Raw genomic sequence first — 22626 nt, 5'->3', positions numbered from 1 at the left:
AGTTTTATATTTATATAAATTTTAAAAATGAAAAACTTAACGCTTCTACTATGTATTACAGCCTTAGGGTGTTTTGCGCAACAAAAGATCACAGGCAAGCTAGTGGCATTGGACGACGCTTTTTTTGATTATGTCGATAAAGACGCCAAAGTAGAAGTACTGGCAGATGGCTTTATCTGGTCGGAAGGACCTGTATGGGTCAAAGATGGTGGGTTTCTGTTATTTTCGGATGCTCCCCAAAACACCATTTTTAAATGGAAAGAAGGGGTAGGAATCACTGAATTCTTAAAGCCTTCCGGCTACACTGGTATTCTACCATATGGACGGGAGCCTGGAAGCAATGGATTGATCATAAACAATAATGGTGAATTGATAGCCTGCGAACACGGGGACCGAAGAATATCGCGTATGCCCCTGTCGCAAGGTGGAAAAATAACGGTGGCCGATACGTGGGAAGGAAAACGTTTCAATAGCCCAAATGATATTGTGCAAGCTTCGAATGGGTCCTATTATTTCACAGACCCGCCTTACGGGCTACCTCAACAGGAAAATTCAGAAATGCGAGAAATTGATGCTTTTGGGGTATTTAAAATCGCTACGGATGGCAAGGTCGATATGGTGGTCAATAATCTTGCACGGCCGAATGGTGTGGCTTTGTCTCCCGACGAAAAAACGCTTTATGTGAACCAATCGGATTCAAATGCTCCGTACATTATGGCATACACCATCAAAAATGATGGCGCTCTGGATGAAGGGCGAATATTTTTTGATGCCTCAGCATTGATAAAAGAAGGGTTGATAGGTTCTTTGGACGGCCTTAAGGTAGCGCAAGATGGAACTATTTTCTCCACAGGACCGAGCGGAATTTTGATCATAACCCCCGAAGGAAAGCTTTTGGGACGTATAGCTACCGGACAACGTACCGCTAATTGCACCTGGGGCGATGATGGCTCGGTACTTTATATGACCGCCCATAATTACTTGATGAGAATTCAAACCAAAACCATGGGGACTGGTTTTTAAATGTTCTTATTTTGCAATCTGCCTTTTTAACTCCTCCATCGATTCTTGAAGCTGTTTCAGCAAGCCTGTTTCGGTGGTAGCATCTACGTTAAAAGTTAGTTTGCTGCTCACCTCCCAAATTTCTTGGATTTGAAAGGGTTTGATTTCATAGGGCGGATAGGTCTCGTTCAAGGAAACCAAAGTGATATTGTTGGAATTGGGCTTCCGTTCAATTTTCTTTACCATCACGGAGTCCTGAAGCACCACCACATACATTTTATTGGGGCTCACATGATCAATATGCTCAATGGCCCGTGCCAATACCCAATCATCGGGTCGCAGATTTGGCAACATACTGTCCCCTTCCACTTGAAAACCACGATAGGTGGCATTTCGGAATTCTGGAATCGGCATATCAAAAGCGGGCAATTGTCGATACCAGCTAGTGTCGGAGATGTTCTGCGGATATCCTGCAGCAGCTTTGGCATTTACCATCACCATGTTATCGTTATCGGAATTATCAACAGTAACCACTTTCGGAATAACACTGGTCTTGGAAGTGTCCAAATGTTTTTGGTCACTTTCACCGAACAACCACAACGGGTTTATTTTGAATTGTCGCAAGAGTTCCGAAACTACCTTTCCAGATAATTTGGTTCTCCCACGTTCAATATCGGCCGTGGTATTCTTCACGCCCAATAATTTGGCAAACTCGGTTTGCGTGTATCCAAGCTCCCTGCGGATATCGGTAAATCTTTTTAAGGTTATTTCATTTTCCATCATCAAGTCAATAATGTCATGTCCAGCGCAGTCGAGACATTTTGCAGCATATTGATCTCAAAAGCAATGATAAAGACAATCTATTCCCAAATATAGGTGTTTTGGATTATTTCCAAAAATATTTATGGATTATTTCCAATATTTGGAATATATCCATATATTTGATTGGAATATTTCCAAGTTATGAATTTTGATAGGATACGCGAAAAACTGAACATTTTGGCAGATGCTGCCAAATACGATGTCTCCTGTGCCAGCAGCGGAAGTAACAGAACCAACCAGAATAAGGGCTTGGGCAATGCTTCCAAAATGGGAATTTGCCATAGCTATACGTCAGATGGGCGTTGCGTTTCCTTGTTAAAAATCCTGTTGACCAACCATTGCATTTTTGATTGTGCTTATTGTGTTACCCGAAAAAGTAACGATGTACCAAGGGCTGCCTTCAAGGTTCAGGAAGTGGTTGACCTCACTATCAATTTTTATCGCAGAAATTATATTGAAGGCTTGTTCTTGAGTTCTGGAATATTCAAAAGCCCTGACCACACTATGGAGCGTTTGGTGTCCGTTGCTAAAAAACTGCGGGAAGAGGAGAATTTCAATGGCTATATCCATCTGAAATCAATTCCCGGTGCGAGCGATGAGTTGATGTACGAAGCGGGTCTCTACGCCGACCGTCTTTCCGTAAATATTGAAGTACCCACGATATCTGGTTTAAAATTGCTGGCACCCGATAAAAAGCATGAAGATTTTACCAAACCGATGGAAAAGGTGAAAAATGAAATCGTACGCTACCAATCGGAACGAAAAGTCATTAAGAACATTCCTAAATATGCACCGGCAGGCCAAAGTACTCAAATGATCGTGGGCGCCTCAGGAGAGTCGGATAAGGATATTATGTATTCGGCAACCTATTATTACAAAACATACAACATGAAACGGGTATATTATTCAGGATATGTGCCCGTAACCCATGACTCCCGCTTGCCGGCCATAGGCTCACAAGTTCCCATGTTGCGTGAGAACAGATTGTACCAGACCGATTGGTTGTTACGATTCTACGGGTTTTCCGTAGGGGAAATCTTGAACAATCAGTACCCCAACTTGGACATGGACGTGGATCCGAAGCTTTCGTGGGCCTTGCGGAACCTGCATCATTTTCCTGTGAACGTGAATACGGCGGATAAGCATCTTTTGGCTAGAATTCCGGGAGTTGGAATGCGGTCTGTGGATAAAATAATAAATGCTAGAAAATTTAGGAAACTGAACTGGGACCATCTCAAAAAAATAGGGGTGGCCCTCAACCGTGCCCAATATTTTATGGTTTGCGAATCCCGCAACTGGGAACGTCGTGACTTGGATGCGGAGAAAATAAAGGGAATGATTCTGCAAAATTCATCCGGAAAATTTCGGAATCAGTACAGTACGCAATTGTCATTGTTCAATTAGCAAGGGAACTATATACAATAATGTCACCTCGAGTTGTCATCCTGAGCGCAGTCGAAGGAATTTGAGAGGTAAAAAACGTAAACGTTATGAACACTTCAACAACCTTAATTTATGACGGTAGTTTTAATGGATTTTTGACCGCCGTTTTCGTCGCCTTTGATGAAAAAATCAATGTGGCCGACATTCAAAAGAACAATGAATCTCAAAGTGGTTTGTTTTCGGAGACGGAAACCGTGTTTACCCATGTAGAGAAGGCCAAACGGGTCTGGAACGGCATCCGTAACAAGAGCAATAATGCCATATCCAACGTGTACTTTGCTTTTTTGAGCGAAGCGGAAGGTGTGGAAATGATGCTCTATACTTATATTCAAAAGCTAATGAGGACACAAAACCGGAAGTATTTGGACTATTCTGATAGTACGGTACTACATATTGCACAATTGGCTAAAAAGGTGAGTCGCGAAAAACATCGTATGGAAGCCTTTGTTCGCTTCCAGTTGACCAAAGACGATATTTATTTTGCCAACATTGAACCCGATTTTGATGTTTTACCTTTAATATCAAAGCATTTTCGTGACCGCTACGCGGACCAAAAATGGTTGATTTATGACGTAAAGCGCAAATATGGCATCTATTACGATTTGGAACATGTGGAAATGGTGTCCTTGAATTTAAAGGATATCCACCATAACAAAACCATGAAAAGTAATGCCTTTAACAGCGAGGAATACAAGTACCAAACCCTGTGGAATGATTATTTTAAAAGTACCAACATTGCATTGCGAATCAACCCTAAATTGCACACGCAACATGTACCCAAACGGTATTGGAAGTATTTGAGTGAGAAAAAAGAGGCGGTTTAAAATAATTAGGTATGTAGAATAGACATAGTATTTTCTTATAATTATATGCAATATTTCCTAACTCGATTTTAAATCATGTTTTTATGAATGAATTTTGGGCAATTGGACAGAGGCTAAAATCGAAAGATTGCCTAAATATGTTTAGGCCTATTTATCAATTATGAAAGTTTATGCGACAAAGTACAAAGGGAAACTTTTGTATGTTGATGGGCTTGCTGGAAGCAACTTAAAATAAGGAAATCAGGAGAATCATTAGGGAATTATAGGACCTTGGTTGGAAGAACTAGAAACTTATCTTGGAATAACTACAGATGAAATTATCGGTCAACATGGCAAGGGTACTTCTCCCAGAAAAGCTGTAAATGAAGCTGGCGCAATATAATGCAGTTTACATACCATAAAAACTACCTTTTATTTTTCTCCTCGATCCATTTGGCCATATACTTGGTACTGGCCAGGATTTGATGGTGTAGCATCCTCCCGATAAAATTATGTTCTCGATGGATTTCCAAAGCTTTGCTTAGTTGCTGTAAGCGCTCTGTCAATTGGTTTTGCAGCAATTCCTTATCATAAAGTTTTTGAAGCAATTGGATGCCGTTCTCTTGCACTGTTTCCCACAATTCCTGTTTTTGGTGCAACTCTACCGCAGCTTGGACAAACCTGTCCCAATCATTGCTTATGATTCCGTTCCAAGGAAGCTCGCCGTGCATACCTTCGGCACCGATGGTGGTGGTTACGCTTGGGGTTCCTGTACGCATGGCGTCCAAGAGTTTTCCTTTGATTCCTGCACCAAATTTTAGTGGAGCAAGCAATACTCTGGCACCTTTGAGCGCCACATCAAGGTTTTCTGCCCAACCGCTAACATAAAAACCGATTTTAGGATGATGCATTTCCTTGACTTCTTGGGGTAAGTACGCGCCATAAATATGGATTTCAGCATTTGCCAATTGCTTTCGTATGCCTGGCCAAATATCGTGCTTCAAAATCTTAACAGCAGCTATATTTGGGGTATGCTTCCCGTTCCCAATGCTCACAAACCCATTTCTCTTATCAAACGGAGCTAATTTATCCTTGGATATTTCCGAAAAGTCGACCATAAAGGGCAAATGGAACAATAACTCGGCAGGAATGTGGAGTTCGTGCTGCAAAATTTCGATTTCGTAGCTGGAAATCATCAAACTTAAATCACAACGGTAGATACTGGCCGTTTCCCTTAATGTTGTTGGGTGGTTTTTCCAATCTTTAATCCTAAAGGGTCGGTTTTTTTTATGAGCTTCTTCCCTACTCTTGCGCAAGGCGTGCAAATCTTCAGTGTTTAGAATACGTAAAGCATTCGGGGCAAACTCTGCAAGGCGCCATCCAAACTGTTCTTCGACCATGAAACGGTCGAACAGTACCACATTGGGCGATAATTCTTTTACAAACTCATCAAAACTCGAATGGTTGAGTTGTATAGCTACTTCTTGAACGCCTAACTTTGCTAAATCCAGACTATACTGAGTTTTACTGGCGGTACTGGCAAAGGTAATATCGTAACCGAAGGTCAAAAAAGCATCTAACAATTGCAACATACGGCATCCGGCGGCCGTGGTGGTTGGTTCGGGCCATACGTAACCAATAACAAGGATTTTTTTCGACATACGGGTAAAAGTACTTAAAGTGCAACTTCAAGCTCAAGTAAAAGAATAAAGATTTCATAACCAAGATACATGGCACCCTTCTTTACTGGTAAGCAATCCAAGAAGCAATATCTGTGTTTGACACGAATGACACCAATTTTCTCGGAAGAAGGCATCTCGACTGCGCTCGATGTGACAAGTATCAAGTTCAAGAATAAGGATTTAGGAACCAAGATACAGGACACTCTTCTTTACTGGTAAGCAAATCCAAAAAACAAAACTATTAAAACTAACCTCTGAAGTCTTGCGTCTTGAATCTTATGTCTATTTTCCAATAATCCAGCTAACCAGTCCTACATCCTTGCTGCAAACATTTTGGAAATACTGGAACGCAATTTACGCTCATAATCTTCCTCCAACCACTCTTTGTAATTTTTGGTGTTGTTCATAATGCAATAGGAATACTGTTTTACCCTAAAGGAAATCTCGTCCTTGAGCTCTTTGGCCAAAATTCGGGCGTCGAACACGTCTTCACTGTTTTCCACACAAATTTGGGCGTGCTGCTCAATACTTTTTTCGAGCACCATCTTGGATTTTTGACCTTGGGCAAATATTTTCTTGTACTCGGCTTTTACATCAAACGTAATATTGTCGGACTTACTGAACTTGGCGCGCAACTCGTCCGGCATTTCATAGACAAATTCGCGCTCAATCTCCTCATCATTTTTAATGTTCTCCAGATAAAAGTCAGGGAAATGGAAGATTTCCTGCCAGTCTATCGGTGCATCCCACGGTCCAAAACGGGCAATATTATTACCCATATCAATAACATTGAACTCCTCTTTATTGGGCAATACCCGGGAGCCCCTCCCGATCATCTGAAAATAAAGCGTGAGGGAACGCGTGGCCCGGTTCAATATGATACTTTCAACAGTAGGTTCATCAAATCCTGTTGTAAGTATGCTCACAGAGGTTAAAATTGCATCCGGGGTTTCGGCAAACCATTCCAATATCTCCTTTCGTTCCGTGGCCGTATTTTTATTGTCCAAGTGCCGCACGTTGTATCCTGCCTTTTTAAAGGTTTCGTAAACATAGAGCGAGGTGTTGATACCGTTGTTGAAAATCAGTGTTTTGGTACCCTTCGCAATCTCTTCATAGGCGGTCAGCAATTTCCCCAACATACTATGGGCACTATAGAATTCATCTGAAGATTTTACGGTGTAATCCCCGTTAATCCCCAGTTTAAGTGTTCTAAGGCTTACATCATAATTATATAGGTTGGCCTTGGCCAAGAACTGTTTGCTGATCAACGATTTTATGGATTCCCCAATGATCAGATGCTTGTAATTGTCTTTCATGGGGAGTTTGATGTTGGAGCTCAACGGTGTTGCCGTTACGCCCAAAATCGTGGCATCCTCGAAATATTTGAAGAGTTTTCTAAAGGAATTGTAGTGGGCCTCATCAATAATGACAAGTCCAATATTATTGATCTTGACCTTTTCTTCTTGCAAACGGTTGTTCAAGGTCTCCACCATGGCCACAAAGCACATATAGTCATCCTGATCATAAAGTTCCTTGACTTCACTATTGATGACTTTATTGGCCACTCCAAATCCTTTGAGCATTTTGGAGGTTTGTTTGCTGAGCTCAATACGATGGGTAAGCACCATCACCTTTTTTCCGGTCTGCTCAATAAACCTTCGGGTAATCTCGGAAAAAACCACAGTTTTACCCCCTCCTGTAGGCAATTGGTACAAAATATTGGTGCCCGTAGGAAGTTTTTCCAAGTGTTTGAAGATTTTGTTCAGGTCTTCTTCCTGATAATCGTATAAAGTTTTCTTCTTAATGGTTTTGTTTACTTCCAAAGGAAAAATGGCATTATGGATTCTTAAATAAAAAACCTTACAAAATTAGGGGTTTTTTGTGCTTGAGACCAATACTCAAAAGCTTTTCTATCAAAATAGTATCAACAATCCATATTTAGATGATTTTTCGTCCTTTTTGGTCTGGTACTCATAACATTTTGATAACAATAACATTTTGCACTTGGAAAAATGGAGATTATAATGTATAATGAAAGCTTAAAACACTTATAAACCAGATATAAGAATGAGGCAGCTAAAAATCATTAAACAGGTCACCAACCGAGAATCGAAATCACTTGACAAATACTTGCAGGACATCAGTAAAATCGATTTGATCACAGCGCAAGAGGAAGTTGAGCTAGCACAGAAGATCAGGGCCGGAGACCAAGCTGCTTTGGAAAAATTAACGAATGCCAATCTTAGATTTGTGGTTTCCGTGGCGAAACAATATCAAAATCAAGGGCTTAAATTACCCGATTTAATCAATGAAGGGAACGTTGGACTGGTTAAAGCCGCCAAGCGTTTTGATGAAACCAGGGGATTTAAATTTATTTCTTACGCGGTTTGGTGGATTCGCCAATCCATTTTGCAAGCCTTGGCAGAACAGTCCCGTGTGGTTAGATTGCCCTTGAACAAGATTGGATCCATCAACAAGATAAAAAAGACATTTTCTTACTTGGAACAGGCGCACGAACGTCCACCATCTCCAGAAGAAATAGCCAAGGAATTGGACATGACGGTTTCCGAAGTAAAACAATCCTTAAAAAATACAGGGAGACACGTATCCATGGATGCCCCTCTAAAAGAGGGAGAAACTTCCAACTTGTACGATGTGTTGAATGCCGGTGACTCACCAAAACCAGATAAAGGTTTGATGCACCAGTCCTTGAACACTGAAATAAACAGGGCCTTGGACACACTTTCTCCAAGAGAAGCCGATGTGGTTCGACTATATTACGGTATCGGAGACCAACCTTCCATGACCTTGGAAGAAATTGGTAGTACCTTTGATTTGACCAGGGAGCGAGTGCGTCAAATCCGTGAAAAAGCCATTAGAAAACTAAGGCACACCTCAAAAAGTAAGATATTGAAGTCTTATTTAGGGTAAAATCCTCCCTTAATTCCTCCAAATGAGGGAAACATTTCCCCCTTGGGGAGACTAGAAAGGGAAACATTTATAAAATTCATAGAAACCAAAGTAAAAGTAAAGCAGGCCTACAGATAAAGGCATGGTTTTAACCTTTAACTAGATAATAAAAAAGGGGATGTTGCGCGAGCAACATCCCCTTTTCCATGATATTCACTTAAACTTAGGATTTGCTCAAAAGACTAATATCAAAGTCCGTGAGCATGTCTTTCAAATCTTGAATAAAGTTCAAGTAAGCGGTGTTTTCTTTGTTATGGTTTTTCATGGTAACAAATTTTGGGGTGTTGGTCAACTATAGATAATCAAGTTCGGCAAGTTCGTTAACTGTCAAAATTTCGTTCAGTTCTTGTAAAAATGCCAGGTATTCTTCGCCGTAGGTATCGTATAACATGGTAATCTTTGGTTTATTTGTCGGGGTTTTAGGTATAACGTTAATTCATTTTAAAGATTATTTTAAAATCGTAAAATGTGGTGAAAATCCCACTTTGGGTGGTGAAACTCTACTTCTGTTTCATGTTTAAAATGTCCAGTTCTATCTCAAAGTCCAGATCTTTGTCCACCTTGCTTGGCCTTATGTTGAATTCATCATAAATAAAGCAAAGGTTCATCGGTAATCGCCTTCGTTCTATTTCGGACATAAGCCCCAATTTGGATTGCAACTCATTTTTAATTTCAAAAGCCTTATTGCTTATTTTGGGGTTTTCATGGGATTCCAACTCGGCAAGAAAAGGAATTTCTTTTCTGTCCCCTACTTCCAACATTTCGTCCATCAACATCAATTGACATTCAAGGTCCTTGGCGTGTTTGAACAAAGGGTAAAATATGCTTTGCAGGTATTTGGGGAGTTCTTTGTTTGCCATGGTTGACGTGTTTTCACATAGTTCGGAACATTTCCATCTCAAAATCTATCTGCTCCTGAATGCGCGGATATTCTTGAAGAAACTGATCGTATAAAAAAGTAAGGTGCTTTACATCCTTATCTGTTTTACAAAGTCTCGAAATTTGTTGCACCACTTCCAATAGGCCGTGAATGTTCATCATACGCAGGGAGGGCATCATTTTTTGACAGGACTGCTGCAGCTTGTCAAAATTCTCGTTCATAAGATTGACTTTGGAACTGCCAATAAATTCAAATATATTTTGCTTGAACATGCGAACGAGCTCCTCCAACAGTTCCATTTGCCCCATACAATCTTCAAGTACAGGTTTCAAATCAACTTTTTGGGAAGCAAACCCAGCTTGCAAGCTTTTTTCTATGAATTCAAAATCGGTAGCCATACAGTCTGTATTTTTAACAGAATCTTGATTTTCTTCCTTTGTGTTTTGCACCATTTTTTTAAGCGCTTCCACAATTTCTTTTTGACCGTTGGACAATGTTGTTTTTTCCAAGCTGTTTATGAGCGACAAAAACTTTGTGGCATCAGATTCGGTGAAACGTTTACTGTCCAGGCTTTGGATCCCTACTTTTTCGTAGATACTTTCGAGTTGTTTAATTTCTGATATTCCAAATACTTTGCTCTCCAATCCAAACTTGAACATCTCAAAGGATTTTTTAAGCTCACCTGCCTCAACAACTCCCAATTCCTCATAAGAAAATGAACTTAACCCTATCTCGAGCTTTTCCAAATACGTTAACAATTCACGTGTTCCCAATTTTTTGCGGTATAAGGTTATTAATCATTCTAAAAGTGTTGATAATACCGAGGTTTTACAATTTATTGTTTCGTAGTGCCTATATTTTGTTGTCAAATTGCGTTATTTGTATGTGTAAAAAACCAACCATGAAATATTTTTATTTATTCCTAAGTATTACATTATTGATCTCCTGTGGAGAAAAGAAACCTGAAGAGACCGAGACCTTGGAGGAAAAAGCCCAAAGGATTCACGATTCGGTGATTACGGTTGATACGCACGACGATATCAACGTTCAGAATTTTACGGACAGTATCAACTACACACAACGACTGGAAACTCAAATCAATATTCCGAAAATGGAAGAAGGTGGACTGGATGTTGCATGGCTAATCGTTTATACGGGTCAGGACACCTTGACAGCCGAAGGCTACGCCAAAGCCTCCGAGAATGCCATTTCCAAATTTGAAGCCATTCACAAGTTGTGCGAAGGCATTGCCCCGGACCAGATTGAGTTAGCATTGACTTCGGATGATGTTAGAAGAATTGTGGCGGCAGGGAAAAAAGTTGCGATGATCGGTGTGGAAAATGCTTACCCGATCGGTGAAGACCTATCCAAAATTGAAGAATACCATAAACGTGGTGCGCGATATATGTCGTTGTCCCATAACGGGCATAGTCAGTTCAGCGATTCAAATACAGGAGAAAAGGACAGCGTTTGGATGCACAACGGCCTGAGTGATTTGGGCAAAGAAGCCGTGGCGGAAATGAACCGCGTTGGAATGATGATCGATGTTTCCCATCCATCCAAAGAAGCTATGAAAAAGATGGTCGAGTTGACAAAAGCTCCCATTATAGCTTCGCACTCTTCGGCAAGGGCTCTTTGCGACCATAGCCGTAATTTGGATGATGAGCAATTGATGTGGATGAAAGAAAATGGCGGTGTGGTACAAACCGTTGCCTTCAGTTCGTATTTGAACACCGAAAAGCACGAAGCCCGTTCCGCTTATATGAGCGAAGTCTATAAAAAAGTAGCCGATTCATTGGACATTGCTTGGTATGAGCGTTCTCAGTTCTCTTCGTTGACCGATGAGCAACGTGAGGAATTCTTTGCCAACTACCGAAAAGTAATGAGTATAGGTGAAGAAAAGGCCGAAACCGACCCTAATGCACCACCTGCAGTGAACGTATCGGATTTTGTGGACCACATTGACTATATGGTCGATTTGATTGGAATTGAACACGTAGGTATCAGCTCCGATTTTGATGGAGGTGGTGGTATAGAAGGCTGGTCAGATGCTTCTGAAACCTTCAATGTTACCCTGGAGCTCGTAAAAAGGGGCTATACCGAAGAGGAAATAGCCAAATTATGGGGCGGTAACCTGTTAAGAGTGTTGGACGAGGTTCAGGCCGTGGCCAAAACCTTAAACTAAGAAGCGGACTTTTCCTCTTCTTTTTCCTTTTTGGCCAAACGGTCTTTAACATATTCTATTTTCGTTTTCCCGTGGGCCTTGGAATTGCCATTTTCATCTAGGTTGACCATAATAATATTGTCTACGGTAACAATACTTTCGTGGGTCATCTTATTTCTTACTTCACAGTTAAGCGAGATAGAGGTGACCCCGAATTTTATCACCTCGATACCAATTTCTATGATATCCCCCTCTTTGGCGGTGCTCATAAAATTGATTTCGGACATATATTTGGTCACAATTTTCTTGTTCTCCAGTTGAATAATACTGTACAAAGCAGCCTCTTCGTCTATCCAGGCAAGTACTTTACCTCCAAAGAGCGTTCCATTGGCGTTCAAATCCTCTGGCTTTACCCATTTTCTTGTATGAAATCGCATAGTTGAAACTTTTAGAATTCTCTTACAAAGTTAGCCCAATCCTTTGAAGATTTTCTTGTTAACCTGTTTAATTTATGCGAATTACGAAATTGAAATATTTGTTGGTCGCCGAATATGGAGTAAATAATTTTGAATGCCCAAGATTCTAAACTTGATCAATTAAGGCCCTTTTAATTGGACAAATCCTTGTGAGGGGTTTTGGTAAGAAGCTGTTTTTGGATTATTGGATGAATTGTAAAAGGGTATGGCTTTTTGACCGTTCTAGAACTGACAATTGATAATTGTTCGTTGAACCCGACACTAATGGGCACAAATTATCGCGAAGGTTCTTTTTGTCATTCTGAGCAAAGCGAAGAATCTCTGGTCCTGAGTTTTTTTCCAATTCCTAATATTAAACTCTGAACAGCTATCCTCTGCTTCCTGTTTACTGACTTCCGACTACTGATCACCGAATTATTGAACTTTTGTCTCTTTAATCGAACAGTCCCTTTTCAGGGGGCAAGGTCGTCTTTGGAATGTGTAAGTCACAGTCCATTTTGGCATTCAGTTGTTCAATAAAGTAGGCTGACAGCAAGGGAGATTCCAATTCAAGGTTCTGGTGCACAAAGAAATGGATGTTCTCCAGCCCTATGGATTTCCAGGTGGATAAACGCGCTATCCAATCGTCCAAACGGGTGTAATCCGATTTGTGATTGGCACCCACATAGCGTACAAAAGCCTCGTTTTTGGTCAAACGCATATGCATAAGGTCACGCCTGCCTGCGGTATCCACCAAAATATTGGCAATGTTGTTTTCTTCCAATAAATGATAGAGTTCTTGGGCGACTTTTTCGTCCGTAAACCAATCCGTGTGCCGAAACTCCATGGCCAGTGGAAACTCCTTGGGCCAATATTCCACAAAGCGCACTACCCTATCCCAGTTTTTTGGGCCAAAGTTATTGTGCATCTGTAAAAAGATGGTCCCGAGTTTTTCTCCAAGCAATGATGTTACTTCCAAGTAGCGGTCCGCGGCTTCCAGCGCTTTGTCGTTCATTCGGCGAAGGTGGCTTACCTCATTGGTCATTTTTGGAAAGAATTTAAAGCCTTCCGGTGTTTTGTCCCGCCATTTTTCATACTGTTCCGCAGGAAAGATGCGGTAGAAAGTAGCATTGAGTTCAATACTGTTGAACTGTGTAGAATAGTAAGCTAACTCATCTTTTGTGCCTCTTGGATAGAAATTCTTGAGTTCTTGCCTGTTCCATTTGGCACAGCCTACAAAAACCTTGGTATCAGCACCGGTTTTGTTCTTTTTCAGGACTACTGGAGTTTCCTGATGGTCCGGTGGGATGGTAAAATCTATAAGTTCTGGGTGGTCAACTTTGCCGAATTTCATTAAGACATCTTTTTATTTAATAAAGGTAAAGTTTAGGAAAGGTGACTCCAAATAAAAACCCCTACCATTTTGGAGGGGCTTTTTTCAACTTATATGGTGTTGTTAATGATGAGGAATCTATATTTCATCGATAACAAGATTTTTTTTTAAGATGTGATATCTGAAATTAAAAAAGGGCTTTTTTTATATGGTACCGTGAAAAATTATTTTTTTTATTAATGATTTTTTCGCATGTTGACCGAATAGGTTTTTTTAAAAAGGATATAGGATTTTTGAATAATGCAATAGCTAAAGGATAATCTTTGAAGAATTCCAAAAGTGCTTTGCCAAATTCCAGAAGGCTAGTAAAAAACTCTATCCAAGTTGTTACTTCCACAAAACTAAAATAGAAATTTCCTTTTCAACCATCATGGAATCAGGTCAATAGTTTTCAAAAAGTTATTAACCTTTTATTTTATCTCCTTATTTAGTTTAGAGGGATTTTGTCTGTTATCAAAGATTGTAACTATATATATCGTTTGGGAATTAAATTGGTAGTATAAGGTGGTTTGTTTGGAAATCACACATTTATGTAATCCTGATTTTTTGTCAGATTTTGGAAAAATCTTAGGGTTACTCTTGATTAAATCAATGGACTTATCCAGTTTTTCAACGAAATCCGACTTAACTTTCAACGACCAATTTTCCTGTAAGTAGTCTAAGAGTTCTGAGATTTTCTTTTCCGCAGTTTTAGAAATCTTGACCTTTCTGCTCATTCTTATCTATGCTTTACCATAAACGAATCAAAGTCAACAACATCTCCATTTTCAATTTCAGAAATCCCTTGATTTATTTCTGCTTGTTGCTCGGTAGTCAATTCATCCCAAAAATCTGCTGCCCCCTGATTTTTAAAAATTTGTTTGATGGATTGAATAATCTTAGGGTCGTTGGTGTTCAACAACATTTTTACCAATTCGATTTTTTCCGTTTGAATATTCATAATCAACATTTTTAAGAACGAAGATAATGAATCTTTTAGATTACTTACATTACTTTTCTATAGTACACTTTTGATTTAGAACCACTTGAATAATAAATTGTTATCTTTAGGCATGTCATTTTCTATCACATTTTTTAAAGTCTCCAAGATATTCAGGTATTGGGTTATGCTCGAATTCTCCATCTGTGTGCTAAGCCTAATCATTTACTGGATTTCCAAATTACTTTAAATTTCCCAGAAACATCTTTGTTGTCTTTGTTCATAACATCGTTGACAACTATTGCCATATTTACAAGTGTGCGATTCATCATTCTGTAATTTTATTAAAAATCACAACCATGGATTCACAATCCGACCGTAGGTTGGACATTCGTCCAAGTATTCCAGAGTCACATTTTAACAGTCAAATGGGTTTTAACGAGCATTTTCAGAACAAGACCCTACGTCCTGTAATTAAACTCCAAAACGATTTACTGGTAGAGGCATTCAAGAATTATGCGAACAAGCACAAGGGTGTTTTTTACGAACTTTCCTTGGAGAAAAAGTTCCATTACATTGGGCGCGCTATCCAAAAGGATATCAAATTTAGGAATTCCCTAAAGGGAATGATCATTGGGCAGTTCACGGTAAAGGAGTACCAAGATTACATTACCAATTCCTCCGCCCTTAACAAACGGATGATGAATATGGTGGTGGAACGGCTAAAGGATCAGATTCAACTTTTGGAGGAAGAAGAAGCCTTATTCCAAAATTGATTCTCCATTTAAGTTGGTGGTGAGGATATCGCTCATCAAATCAAAATAAGGGCGAATGGCCTTGAAAGACCTGTCCACTTCTTCTAAAAAAGATGAGGACAGCACTTCTTTGTCGGTAAAGTTCCGCACAAACACAAACTGTTTCTTTCTGATCAAGTCGATATCAGGATGTTCTTTGTCAAAACCTTTAGGTGCGGTTTTTACTTCATCCCCACTAAGTTCGCCCCAAATTGTTTTGAATTCCTTTTGGTTGATAAGCCCCCTAAATTCTGAAGCATCCATTTCCAGTTCTTTTCTAATCCGGTAAAGGTCTTCCTTGTTCGGAGCCCAGAATCCAGTGGCCAAAAAAGACTCGCCCGGTTTTATGTGCATATAATAGCCTCCCCGTAAATGGGCGCCCAAACGAGAAAAAGAACCGGCAAAGTGAGCTTTGTACGGTGTTTTGTCCTTAGAAAAACGTACATCACGATAAATACGAAACAACTTCATTTTTTCAATCTCATCGTGATGGTTCAAATTATCCTTGACAGCCTCAAGAAATAATTTTATATCGGATTTATGTTTCTTAAATGCAGGTTTGTGTGCTTCTAACCAATCTCTATTATTGTTCTTTTTAAGTTCGGTCAAAAAATCAAAAACTTCTTTGGATATCGTAACGTTGGATGCCATATACCGATAATATGTTATTTTTAAACTAAAGTTAACTTTTTCTCATGGGTATGGTAAGGATTTATCTAATTTTAAGACAATAAAGCACAGTATGGACAAGGAAAAAATCATAGCTGAACTCAATAGGCATAAAAAACTGCCATATTTGGACTATAGATTAAAGCAGGAAACTGAAGATTTTACCGATACTCTTTTCTATACCTTATTTGATGCCAACACTCCAGTAGCCGTTAACTTGGAATTGTTAGAGAAAAAGTTCAATAAGCTAATGGATATGGCTTGTTGGGATTTGGAGAAACCAAGCGAAGAGCTTTGGAACAATTATATTTCCCATTTACCACAAATTTTAGAAAATTTGAATTTGGATGCTGAGGCTATATTGAATTGCGACCCTGCCTCACTTTCCATTCAGGAAATTTATATGGCCTACCCCGGATTTTATGCCATTGCTATCTATAGATTGGCGCACGAACTGTATGAGGAGGGAATTCCTTTGATTCCACGTATGATGACCGAATATGCACATAGACAGACTGGTGTGGATATTAACCCGGGAGCAACAATCGGAAAATCCTTTTTTATTGACCATGCTACAGGCGTTGTTATTGGTGAGACTGCAGTGATTCATGATAACGTAAAAATTTATCAAGGTGTTACGCTAGGAGCGCTTTATGTGGCCAAGAATCTGGAGAAAACAAAACGTCACCCCACCATAGAAAATAATGTTACAATCTATGCCAATGCTACCATTTTAGGCGGTGACACCGTTGTGGGCGCCAATTCCGTTATTGGTGGTAATGCCTGGATTACCTCGTCCGTTCCTGCGAACTCAACTGTTTATCACAAACCTGAAATTAAAATAAAGACAACCCCAAATGTCTAACAGTATACTAGACCTTATCGGAAATACCCCTTTGGTGGAGTCCAGAGTATTGAACACCAACCCCAATGTAAAACTTCTTTTTAAGCTCGAGGGACACAATCCCGGAGGAAGTGTGAAAGACCGACCTGCCTACAACATGATTAAGAGTGGCTTGGAACGTGGGGATTTTACCAAAGAAACCAAACTTATCGAAGCCACCAGTGGAAATACTGGAATTGGTCTGGCCATGATTGCAGGTGTTTTTGGATTGAATATTGAGTTGGTCATGCCCGAAAATTCAACCAAAGAAAGGGTACAGACTATGCGCGCCTACGGGGCAAAAGTTACCTTAACACCAGCTGATGTAGGTATTGAAGGTGCTCGGGATTATGCCGAGGCCAAGGTCAAAGAAGAAGGGTTTAAAATGTTGAACCAGTTTTCCAATGATGACAACTGGAAAGCACACTACAAAACCACAGGCCCAGAAATTTGGCGAGATACGGATGGAGAAATCACACATTTTGTATCCAGTATGGGCACTACGGGAACCATAATGGGAACTTCCACTTACTTGAAGGAACAGAACCCAATGGTTCAGATTGTAGGTGTGCAACCTACCGACGATTCCAAAATTCCGGGAATACGAAAATGGCCCAAAGAATATCTTCCCAAAATTTTTAATCCCGACAAGGTGGATACTGTTATGGAAGTCAGCGAAAAGGATGCCACAGAAATGGCAAAGCGATTGGCCAAAGAAGAGGGCATATTCTCTGGAATGAGCAGTGGCGGAGCTGCTACGGTGGCATTACGGCTTGCAGCAACCTTGGAAAGTGGTACAATCGTCTCTATTGTTTGTGACCGTGGCGATCGTTACCTGTCCTCTGATTTATTTGAGTAGTTTTTCTGAACTTGTCTTTATGAAAAAGTAAGAGCGACTAAAAAATGTCATTTTGTAATCAAGTGCCAGCATATTTCTGATTCAAAACTTTAGCACACCTTTAATTTATCGACTTTTACATAGGATTTTTAAGGTTATCCAACATTGTTTGCGGGTCATCGATTTCTTTAAAATAGTTGCCATAAAAAATCGTTCTTTAGACTGAAATTAGTCCCAAATCTAAGATTAAGATGAATACCTTGTCAAAAATCATCACCTGGAAAAGGAACATATTGGCCAGCGTGGCTGTATTGCTAACCTTGATTATATTGAGCTTTTATGGTGCTTACACCAACCAATTCTACTTTCTAAAGGTAGACAACTACATATTCCCCATACTCACATCGATACATTTTCTGTATCTCTACGTTGTTTGGTTCAAAATTACCGAGGATGAGTTACCGGACCCTAAAATGCGAAACATTGAGTACGTACTTTACGCCATAATGATCGTGTATGTTTTCAAAATATATGACAGTATCACCGTGTTGAATTCGTTAGAGCTTTACGGTACCCATATAATACCTGCAACCTTTGAACCAATAGCTACACTTTCAGTGGTACTGCACAGTATTCTACCTGTTTTAACGCTTTACACCTTTTGGTTGAGAAAGCGCTATGTGGGTGTCTACAATTTTGAAAACTATAACGACAACCTAAATATTTGGCAATAGTTTAGAGTCCTCGAATATAGCTTCCGTAGAGATCTTTGAACTGGTACCCTTGCTGAAAGCGGTGTTTGCTAAGTTTTTTATGTGCCACCAGTCCCCAGAGCAATAATTCTTTCAAAAAATAGGAGTCTTCCTTGGGTGTATCCGGTTGATATTCCTTTAAAAGATCGTTCAATGGAGCAATGGAATCCAATTTGGATTTATACTCATCTTCTTTTTCATCATCCAAAAGGTCAAACCCTTCCCCTTCAAAGAACCAACTGACCAGTTCATCATATTCGTTTTCTTCTTCTTTGCGTTGAAGCTTATCAATTTTAGGGAAATAATTCGGAAATAAAGATTTTGCTGCATCTTCTATCAAATTCTCGGCTACGGAACCTGCCCCCTCCTGTTCTCCTTCGTAAACCAATTCTATTTTTCCTGTGATGGATGGCACTACGCCCATAAAATCACTGAGACGAACTGATGTTTTTCTGTCTCCAGCAACAATGGCCCTGCGCTCGGCGGTACTCAATAAATTTTCAAATGCGGTAATGCTCATACGTGCACTTACCCCACTTTTTGCATCTACGTACTCGCTATTTCTAGCTTCAAAACTGATTTGTTCCAACAAGTCCATCGCTATTTCAGGGACATGTACAAAATCGGACTGACGTTTATCCAACTGCGCTTCCTGCTTGGTAATTTTCTTGGCAATCTCGATACTTTCTGGGTAATGGGTAAGAATCTGGGAGCCGATTCTATCTTTCAACGGGGTTACAATACTTCCCCTGTTCGTGTAATCTTCAGGGTTGGCAGTGAATACAAACTGAATATCCAAATGCAAACGAAGTTTGAACCCACGAATTTGTATGTCTCCCTCTTGCAATATATTAAATAGCGCTACTTGAATTCTCGCTTGAAGGTCGGGAAGCTCGTTTATTACGAAAATACAACGGTTGGCCCTCGGTATCATCCCAAAATGAATCACGCGATCATCCGCGTATGATAATTTAAGATTGGCCGCTTTAATCGGGTCGACATCACCTATCAAATCGGCTACAGTAACATCTGGGGTGGCCAATTTTTCGTAAAAACGTTCACTTCGGTGTATCCAGCTAACAGGTGTGTCATCGCCTTTTTCTTTGATCAGCTCGGTGGCGTATCGAGAAATGGGTTCCAATGGGTCGTCGTGAATTTCGGAACCTTCTACAATCGGCATCCATTCGTCCAACAACTGTACCATCAAACGGGCCAAACGCGTTTTGGCCTGTCCACGCAATCCCAATAAATTAATGTTGTGACGGGAAAGAATAGCTCTTTCCAATTCTGGAATCACGGAATTTTCATAACCCCAAACCCCTTCGAACACCTGTTCTTTGTTGGATATTTTCTCCAAAAGATTCTCTCGAAGTTCGTCCTTAATGCTTCTGCTAGTATATCCCGCTGACTTCAGTTCACCTAGCGTTTTTATGTTGGTATGGTCCAAATTCATATGTTGTGTTATCCTTTAATTCTTCTTTTTCTGTTCTGCTCGTAATCTTCAAAAATCATTTCGCCCAATCCTTTTAGTCCTGTGTAAAAGGCTTTTCCCTTGTTTGCCTTGGTGAATTCACGCACAAATTGCATCAAATAAGGATCCTCTGCAATCATAAAAGTGGTGATGGGGATATGAAGTTTTCTTGCCTGTTGGGCCATTGCGTAGCATTTTTCCACAATGTATTCATCCAACCCTACGCTGTTCTTGTAATAATCACCGTTCGGGAGCCGTAAACATGATGGCTTTCCGTCCGTAATCATAAAAATCTGTTTGTTGGTATTCCGTTTTCTGCGGAGCATATCCATCGCCAATTGAAGTCCGGCCACTGTATTAGTATGGTACGGCCCCACTCGCAGATAAGGCAAGTCCTTGATGGGGATGGGCCAAGCATCGTTTCCGAAAACCAAAATATCAAGTGTATCCTTAGGATATCTTGTTGTGATGAGTTCAGCTAAGGCCATTGCTACTTTTTTAGCGGGTGTGATTCGGTCTTCACCGTATAGAATCATACTGTGGCTGATATCAATCATCAACACGGTACTCATCTGAGCCTTATACTGGGTGTCCTCCACCACCAAATCCTCTTCACTCAGTGAAAAGTTGTCCAATCCGTGGTTGACTTGGGCATTCTTGAGGCTTTCCGTCATACTGATATGCTCCAATGAATCCCCAAAACGGTATTCACGGAAATCTCCCGTATGCTCATCTCCTTTACCTGATTTCCCCGTTTTATGGTTACCCGAACCACTACGTTTTATTTTACCAAATATTTGGTCTAAAGCCCGTTGGCGAAGCATTCGCTCCAGTTTGGAGGTAATGGAAAGATTTCCACCCCCACCATTTTCGTCACCTTCTTCGCCTTCTCCACCTTGGGGATTATCCATATCGAATTCTTCACGGATATAACCCTTGGCTTTTAGGTCTTCTATAAAATCGTCAATGGTGTAATCGTCATCGGTAAGTTCATATTCCTTGTCCAGTTCGCGAAGCCAGTCCAAAGCCTCCTCCACATCACCTGAAGTATGGGTAACTAGTTCCTGAAAAATCTCGAAGAGTTTTTCGAACGGAGTTTGGTCCGGTGCTTCGTAATTGGTAAAACGAAACCCTTTTCTTGTGTTCATAGCCATTACATAAATTTACGGTATTTCGTTGTAAAGGCTAAACGTTTACAAAAAACTTAACGGATTTGTTTAATGTCGTTTTTCCAGAACTTGGGCAATATCATTCAAAGAATAACCCTTGGCCTGTAACAGAATGAGGTAGTGAAATAAAAGGTCGGCACTTTCGTTCAGGAAAAGTTCCTCGTTGTTGTCTTTGGCCTCGATTACCGTTTCCACGGCCTCCTCTCCTACTTTCTGTGCTATTTTGTTGATGCCTTTGCGAAATAACGAGGCTACATAGCTATTCGGATTCTCTTGGTCATTTTTTCTGGATTCGATGACACCTTCCAAGGTTGACAAGAAACCATAACCTTGAACATTATCTTCGGCCCAGCAAGTATCCGTTCCTTTGTGACAGGTAGGACCTATTGGATTTACCATCACTAAAAGGGTGTCGTTATCACAATCTACCTGCATATCCACTAGGTTTAAAAAGTTGCCACTTTCCTCGCCTTTGGTCCATAAGCGTTGTTTGGAACGACTGAAAAATGTGACTTTTTGTGTCTCCTTGGTTTTTTCGAACGCCTCCTGGTTCATATACCCCAGCATCAACACGTTTTTGGTTGTTGCATCCTGAATGATTGCTGGTACAAGTCCGTCTGAATTTTTATTGAAATCTATTTGCATTGTAAATTTTTCTTAAGCTGTCACATCGAGATGTCATCCTGAGCTGTCACCCTGAGCGCAGTCGAAGGGGCAATCGAAGAAGCGTCGAGATGTGAATTTTATATTCTCACAGGAATTCCTTCTTCCTTTAATTCTTTTTTAAGTGTGTTGATTTCGATTTCCTTAAAATGAAAAACACTGGCAGCTAATGCTGCATCAGCCTTTCCATCTTTAAAAGTATCCGTGAAATGTGAAATGGTTCCCGCACCACCCGATGCAATCACAGGAATATTGACCAATGCTGACAATTCAGCCAAAGCTTGATTGGCAAAACCATTTTTGGTGCCATCGTGATCCATGGAAGTAAACAAAATTTCACCTGCTCCACGTTCTTCCACTTCCTTGGCCCAGTCAAAAAGGTCCAGTTCCGTTGGTACCTTCCCTCCCACCAAATGGACTTTCCATTGTTCGTCTATTTGCTTGGCATCAATGGCTACCACAATGCATTGCGAACCGAATTTAGCCACCAGTTCATTGATCAAATCAGGTCTTTTTACCGCCGATGAATTGATGGAAACCTTATCGGCACCATTTTTAAGAAGAATATCAACATCTTCTACGGATGAAATTCCTCCGCCCACAGTAAAGGGAATATTGATAGTCTCTGCTACGTGGTAAACCAATTCGGCCAAGGTTTTGCGTTTTTCTTCGGTCGCAGAAATATCTAGAAATACCAACTCATCGGCTCCTGCTTTAGCGTGAATTTCTGCCAATTCCACAGGGTCGCCAGCATCACGGAGGTCCACAAAGTTGATGCCTTTTACGGTTCTTCCGTTTTTGATATCCAGACAGGGTATAATTCTTTTTGTAAGCATTTAATTTTAGTTATAAAA

24 protein-coding genes are annotated in these 22626 nt (G+C 40.3%); 10 read left to right on the top strand and 14 right to left on the bottom strand.

Features of this window, described 5'->3' with window-relative positions; genetic code table 11:
- Positions 1 to 27: 27 nt before the first annotated feature.
- Entirely contained in the window at positions 28 to 1023 is a 996-nt protein-coding gene (locus J4E06_RS11785) for an SMP-30/gluconolactonase/LRE family protein (RefSeq protein ID WP_349524118.1), read from the top strand.
- Between the two features lie 6 nt (positions 1024 to 1029).
- Here J4E06_RS11785 and J4E06_RS11780 read toward each other — a convergent pair whose 3' ends face one another.
- Positions 1030 to 1782 carry an XRE family transcriptional regulator gene (locus J4E06_RS11780; protein WP_349524237.1) on the bottom strand — a complete coding sequence of 251 codons (753 nt, stop codon included), beginning with the start codon at positions 1780 to 1782 and terminating at the stop codon, positions 1030 to 1032.
- Positions 1783 to 1965: 183 nt separating this feature from the next.
- Between J4E06_RS11780 and J4E06_RS11775 the strand changes: the two genes are divergently transcribed.
- Entirely contained in the window at positions 1966 to 3228 is a 1263-nt protein-coding gene (locus J4E06_RS11775; protein WP_349524117.1) for a putative DNA modification/repair radical SAM protein, read from the top strand.
- 86 nt (positions 3229 to 3314) lie between these two features.
- Complete coding sequence (locus tag J4E06_RS11770; protein WP_349524116.1) at positions 3315 to 4091, top strand: TIGR03915 family putative DNA repair protein; 777 nt, start codon at positions 3315 to 3317, stop codon at positions 4089 to 4091.
- 404 nt (positions 4092 to 4495) lie between these two features.
- Here J4E06_RS11770 and J4E06_RS11765 read toward each other — a convergent pair whose 3' ends face one another.
- Positions 4496 to 5731, bottom strand: a complete 1236-nt coding sequence (locus J4E06_RS11765) for a glycosyltransferase (RefSeq protein WP_349524115.1) — start codon at positions 5729 to 5731, stop codon at positions 4496 to 4498.
- A 69-nt stretch (positions 5732 to 5800) separates the two neighbouring features.
- Here J4E06_RS11765 and J4E06_RS11760 point away from each other — a divergent pair, with 69 nt between their 5' ends.
- Positions 5801 to 5971: a hypothetical protein gene (locus J4E06_RS11760; RefSeq protein WP_349524114.1), complete on the top strand. Its 171-nt coding sequence runs from the start codon at positions 5801 to 5803 to the stop codon at positions 5969 to 5971.
- 92 nt (positions 5972 to 6063) lie between these two features.
- Here J4E06_RS11760 and J4E06_RS11755 read toward each other — a convergent pair whose 3' ends face one another.
- On the bottom strand, positions 6064 to 7575 hold the full coding sequence (locus tag J4E06_RS11755) for a DEAD/DEAH box helicase (protein ID WP_349524113.1): 1512 nt from the start codon (positions 7573 to 7575) through the stop codon (positions 6064 to 6066).
- 244 nt (positions 7576 to 7819) lie between these two features.
- Here J4E06_RS11755 and J4E06_RS11750 point away from each other — a divergent pair, with 244 nt between their 5' ends.
- Positions 7820 to 8683, top strand: coding sequence for a sigma-70 family RNA polymerase sigma factor (locus tag J4E06_RS11750; RefSeq protein WP_100818963.1), 864 nt, complete (start codon positions 7820 to 7822; stop codon positions 8681 to 8683).
- A 539-nt stretch (positions 8684 to 9222) separates the two neighbouring features.
- Here J4E06_RS11750 and J4E06_RS11745 read toward each other — a convergent pair.
- Positions 9223 to 9582, bottom strand: coding sequence for a hypothetical protein (locus tag J4E06_RS11745; RefSeq protein WP_349524112.1), 360 nt, complete (start codon positions 9580 to 9582; stop codon positions 9223 to 9225).
- A 13-nt stretch (positions 9583 to 9595) separates the two neighbouring features.
- Complete coding sequence (locus J4E06_RS11740; RefSeq protein WP_349524111.1) at positions 9596 to 10375, bottom strand: hypothetical protein; 780 nt, start codon at positions 10373 to 10375, stop codon at positions 9596 to 9598.
- A 128-nt stretch (positions 10376 to 10503) separates the two neighbouring features.
- On the opposite strand from J4E06_RS11740, the gene J4E06_RS11735 reads away from it, so the two are divergent.
- Complete coding sequence (locus tag J4E06_RS11735; RefSeq protein ID WP_349524110.1) at positions 10504 to 11787, top strand: dipeptidase; 1284 nt, start codon at positions 10504 to 10506, stop codon at positions 11785 to 11787.
- Here the strand turns inward: J4E06_RS11735 and J4E06_RS11730 are convergent.
- The 4 genes from J4E06_RS11730 to J4E06_RS11715 all read right to left on the bottom strand — a co-directional run bounded on the left by J4E06_RS11730 (position 11784) and on the right by J4E06_RS11715 (position 14554).
- On the bottom strand, positions 11784 to 12203 hold the full coding sequence (locus tag J4E06_RS11730; RefSeq protein ID WP_349524109.1) for an acyl-CoA thioesterase: 420 nt from the start codon (positions 12201 to 12203) through the stop codon (positions 11784 to 11786). The two genes, J4E06_RS11735 and J4E06_RS11730, sit on opposite strands and share 4 nt — an antisense overlap.
- A gap of 472 nt (positions 12204 to 12675) precedes the next feature.
- Positions 12676 to 13575, bottom strand: coding sequence for a DUF72 domain-containing protein (locus J4E06_RS11725; protein WP_349524108.1), 900 nt, complete (start codon positions 13573 to 13575; stop codon positions 12676 to 12678).
- A gap of 449 nt (positions 13576 to 14024) precedes the next feature.
- Positions 14025 to 14330, bottom strand: coding sequence for a type II toxin-antitoxin system RelE/ParE family toxin (locus tag J4E06_RS11720; RefSeq protein ID WP_349524107.1), 306 nt, complete (start codon positions 14328 to 14330; stop codon positions 14025 to 14027).
- A gap of 2 nt (positions 14331 to 14332) precedes the next feature.
- Positions 14333 to 14554 carry a hypothetical protein gene (locus J4E06_RS11715; protein ID WP_349524106.1) on the bottom strand — a complete coding sequence of 74 codons (222 nt, stop codon included), beginning with the start codon at positions 14552 to 14554 and terminating at the stop codon, positions 14333 to 14335.
- Between the two features lie 338 nt (positions 14555 to 14892).
- On the opposite strand from J4E06_RS11715, the gene J4E06_RS11710 reads away from it, so the two are divergent.
- Positions 14893 to 15309, top strand: coding sequence for a glyoxalase (locus tag J4E06_RS11710; protein WP_349524105.1), 417 nt, complete (start codon positions 14893 to 14895; stop codon positions 15307 to 15309).
- Here the strand turns inward: J4E06_RS11710 and J4E06_RS11705 are convergent.
- A complete protein-coding gene (locus tag J4E06_RS11705) occupies positions 15295 to 15978 on the bottom strand; it encodes a DUF2461 domain-containing protein (RefSeq protein ID WP_349524104.1) in 684 nt (227 codons plus the stop codon). The genes J4E06_RS11710 and J4E06_RS11705 overlap by 15 nt on opposite strands.
- A 91-nt stretch (positions 15979 to 16069) precedes the next feature.
- Between J4E06_RS11705 and epsC the strand changes: the two genes are divergently transcribed.
- The 3 genes from epsC to J4E06_RS11690 all read left to right on the top strand — a co-directional run bounded on the left by epsC (position 16070) and on the right by J4E06_RS11690 (position 18451).
- On the top strand, positions 16070 to 16861 hold the full coding sequence (gene epsC, locus J4E06_RS11700; RefSeq protein WP_349524103.1) for a serine O-acetyltransferase EpsC: 792 nt from the start codon (positions 16070 to 16072) through the stop codon (positions 16859 to 16861).
- Positions 16854 to 17738, top strand: a complete 885-nt coding sequence (gene cysM, locus J4E06_RS11695) for a cysteine synthase CysM (RefSeq protein WP_349524102.1) — start codon at positions 16854 to 16856, stop codon at positions 17736 to 17738. Before epsC ends, cysM begins: the two co-directional genes overlap by 8 nt.
- Positions 17739 to 17968: 230 nt before the next feature.
- Complete coding sequence (locus tag J4E06_RS11690; RefSeq protein WP_349524101.1) at positions 17969 to 18451, top strand: hypothetical protein; 483 nt, start codon at positions 17969 to 17971, stop codon at positions 18449 to 18451.
- A gap of 1 nt (position 18452) precedes the next feature.
- Here the strand turns inward: J4E06_RS11690 and J4E06_RS11685 are convergent, their stop codons facing one another.
- From J4E06_RS11685 to hisF, 4 genes are all read right to left on the bottom strand, one after another.
- Positions 18453 to 19922 (bottom strand): magnesium chelatase, encoded by a 1470-nt coding sequence (locus tag J4E06_RS11685; RefSeq protein ID WP_349524100.1) that lies wholly within the window; start codon positions 19920 to 19922, stop codon positions 18453 to 18455.
- Positions 19923 to 19930: 8 nt separating this feature from the next.
- Positions 19931 to 21094, bottom strand: coding sequence for a vWA domain-containing protein (locus J4E06_RS11680; protein ID WP_349524099.1), 1164 nt, complete (start codon positions 21092 to 21094; stop codon positions 19931 to 19933).
- Between the two features lie 63 nt (positions 21095 to 21157).
- On the bottom strand, positions 21158 to 21754 hold the full coding sequence (gene hisIE, locus J4E06_RS11675; RefSeq protein ID WP_349524098.1) for a bifunctional phosphoribosyl-AMP cyclohydrolase/phosphoribosyl-ATP diphosphatase HisIE: 597 nt from the start codon (positions 21752 to 21754) through the stop codon (positions 21158 to 21160).
- A 98-nt stretch (positions 21755 to 21852) separates the two neighbouring features.
- Positions 21853 to 22608 (bottom strand): imidazole glycerol phosphate synthase subunit HisF, encoded by a 756-nt coding sequence (gene hisF, locus J4E06_RS11670; protein ID WP_349524097.1) that lies wholly within the window; start codon positions 22606 to 22608, stop codon positions 21853 to 21855.
- Positions 22609 to 22626: the final 18 nt, after the last annotated feature.

This window comes from Allomuricauda sp. NFXS6, assembly GCF_040148835.1.
GTDB lineage: Bacteria > Bacteroidota > Bacteroidia > Flavobacteriales > Flavobacteriaceae > Flagellimonas.
This window is presented reverse-complemented; position numbering and strand designations above follow the sequence as displayed.

What these genes read in the sequence shown, in the direction of transcription:
- J4E06_RS11730 (WP_349524109.1), bottom strand. Translation starts at nt 12,203, where the DNA reads ATGCGATTTCATACAAGAAAATGGGTAAAGCCAGAGGATTTGAACGCC.
- J4E06_RS11725 (WP_349524108.1), bottom strand. Translation starts at nt 13,575, where the DNA reads ATGAAATTCGGCAAAGTTGACCACCCAGAACTTATAGATTTTACCATC.
- J4E06_RS11780 (WP_349524237.1), bottom strand. Translation starts at nt 1,782, where the DNA reads ATGGAAAATGAAATAACCTTAAAAAGATTTACCGATATCCGCAGGGAG.
- J4E06_RS11735 (WP_349524110.1), top strand. Translation starts at nt 10,504, where the DNA reads ATGAAATATTTTTATTTATTCCTAAGTATTACATTATTGATCTCCTGT.
- J4E06_RS11680 (WP_349524099.1), bottom strand. Translation starts at nt 21,094, where the DNA reads ATGGCTATGAACACAAGAAAAGGGTTTCGTTTTACCAATTACGAAGCA.
- hisIE (WP_349524098.1), bottom strand. Translation starts at nt 21,754, where the DNA reads ATGCAAATAGATTTCAATAAAAATTCAGACGGACTTGTACCAGCAATC.
- J4E06_RS11705 (WP_349524104.1), bottom strand. Translation starts at nt 15,978, where the DNA reads ATGGCATCCAACGTTACGATATCCAAAGAAGTTTTTGATTTTTTGACC.
- J4E06_RS11765 (WP_349524115.1), bottom strand. Translation starts at nt 5,731, where the DNA reads ATGTCGAAAAAAATCCTTGTTATTGGTTACGTATGGCCCGAACCAACC.
- J4E06_RS11745 (WP_349524112.1), bottom strand. Translation starts at nt 9,582, where the DNA reads ATGGCAAACAAAGAACTCCCCAAATACCTGCAAAGCATATTTTACCCT.
- J4E06_RS11775 (WP_349524117.1), top strand. Translation starts at nt 1,966, where the DNA reads ATGAATTTTGATAGGATACGCGAAAAACTGAACATTTTGGCAGATGCT.
- J4E06_RS11785 (WP_349524118.1), top strand. Translation starts at nt 28, where the DNA reads ATGAAAAACTTAACGCTTCTACTATGTATTACAGCCTTAGGGTGTTTT.
- J4E06_RS11750 (WP_100818963.1), top strand. Translation starts at nt 7,820, where the DNA reads ATGAGGCAGCTAAAAATCATTAAACAGGTCACCAACCGAGAATCGAAA.
- J4E06_RS11720 (WP_349524107.1), bottom strand. Translation starts at nt 14,330, where the DNA reads ATGAGCAGAAAGGTCAAGATTTCTAAAACTGCGGAAAAGAAAATCTCA.
- J4E06_RS11715 (WP_349524106.1), bottom strand. Translation starts at nt 14,554, where the DNA reads ATGAATATTCAAACGGAAAAAATCGAATTGGTAAAAATGTTGTTGAAC.
- epsC (WP_349524103.1), top strand. Translation starts at nt 16,070, where the DNA reads ATGGACAAGGAAAAAATCATAGCTGAACTCAATAGGCATAAAAAACTG.
- J4E06_RS11690 (WP_349524101.1), top strand. Translation starts at nt 17,969, where the DNA reads ATGAATACCTTGTCAAAAATCATCACCTGGAAAAGGAACATATTGGCC.
- cysM (WP_349524102.1), top strand. Translation starts at nt 16,854, where the DNA reads ATGTCTAACAGTATACTAGACCTTATCGGAAATACCCCTTTGGTGGAG.
- J4E06_RS11685 (WP_349524100.1), bottom strand. Translation starts at nt 19,922, where the DNA reads ATGAATTTGGACCATACCAACATAAAAACGCTAGGTGAACTGAAGTCA.
- hisF (WP_349524097.1), bottom strand. Translation starts at nt 22,608, where the DNA reads ATGCTTACAAAAAGAATTATACCCTGTCTGGATATCAAAAACGGAAGA.
- J4E06_RS11770 (WP_349524116.1), top strand. Translation starts at nt 3,315, where the DNA reads ATGAACACTTCAACAACCTTAATTTATGACGGTAGTTTTAATGGATTT.
- J4E06_RS11710 (WP_349524105.1), top strand. Translation starts at nt 14,893, where the DNA reads ATGGATTCACAATCCGACCGTAGGTTGGACATTCGTCCAAGTATTCCA.
- J4E06_RS11760 (WP_349524114.1), top strand. Translation starts at nt 5,801, where the DNA reads ATGGCACCCTTCTTTACTGGTAAGCAATCCAAGAAGCAATATCTGTGT.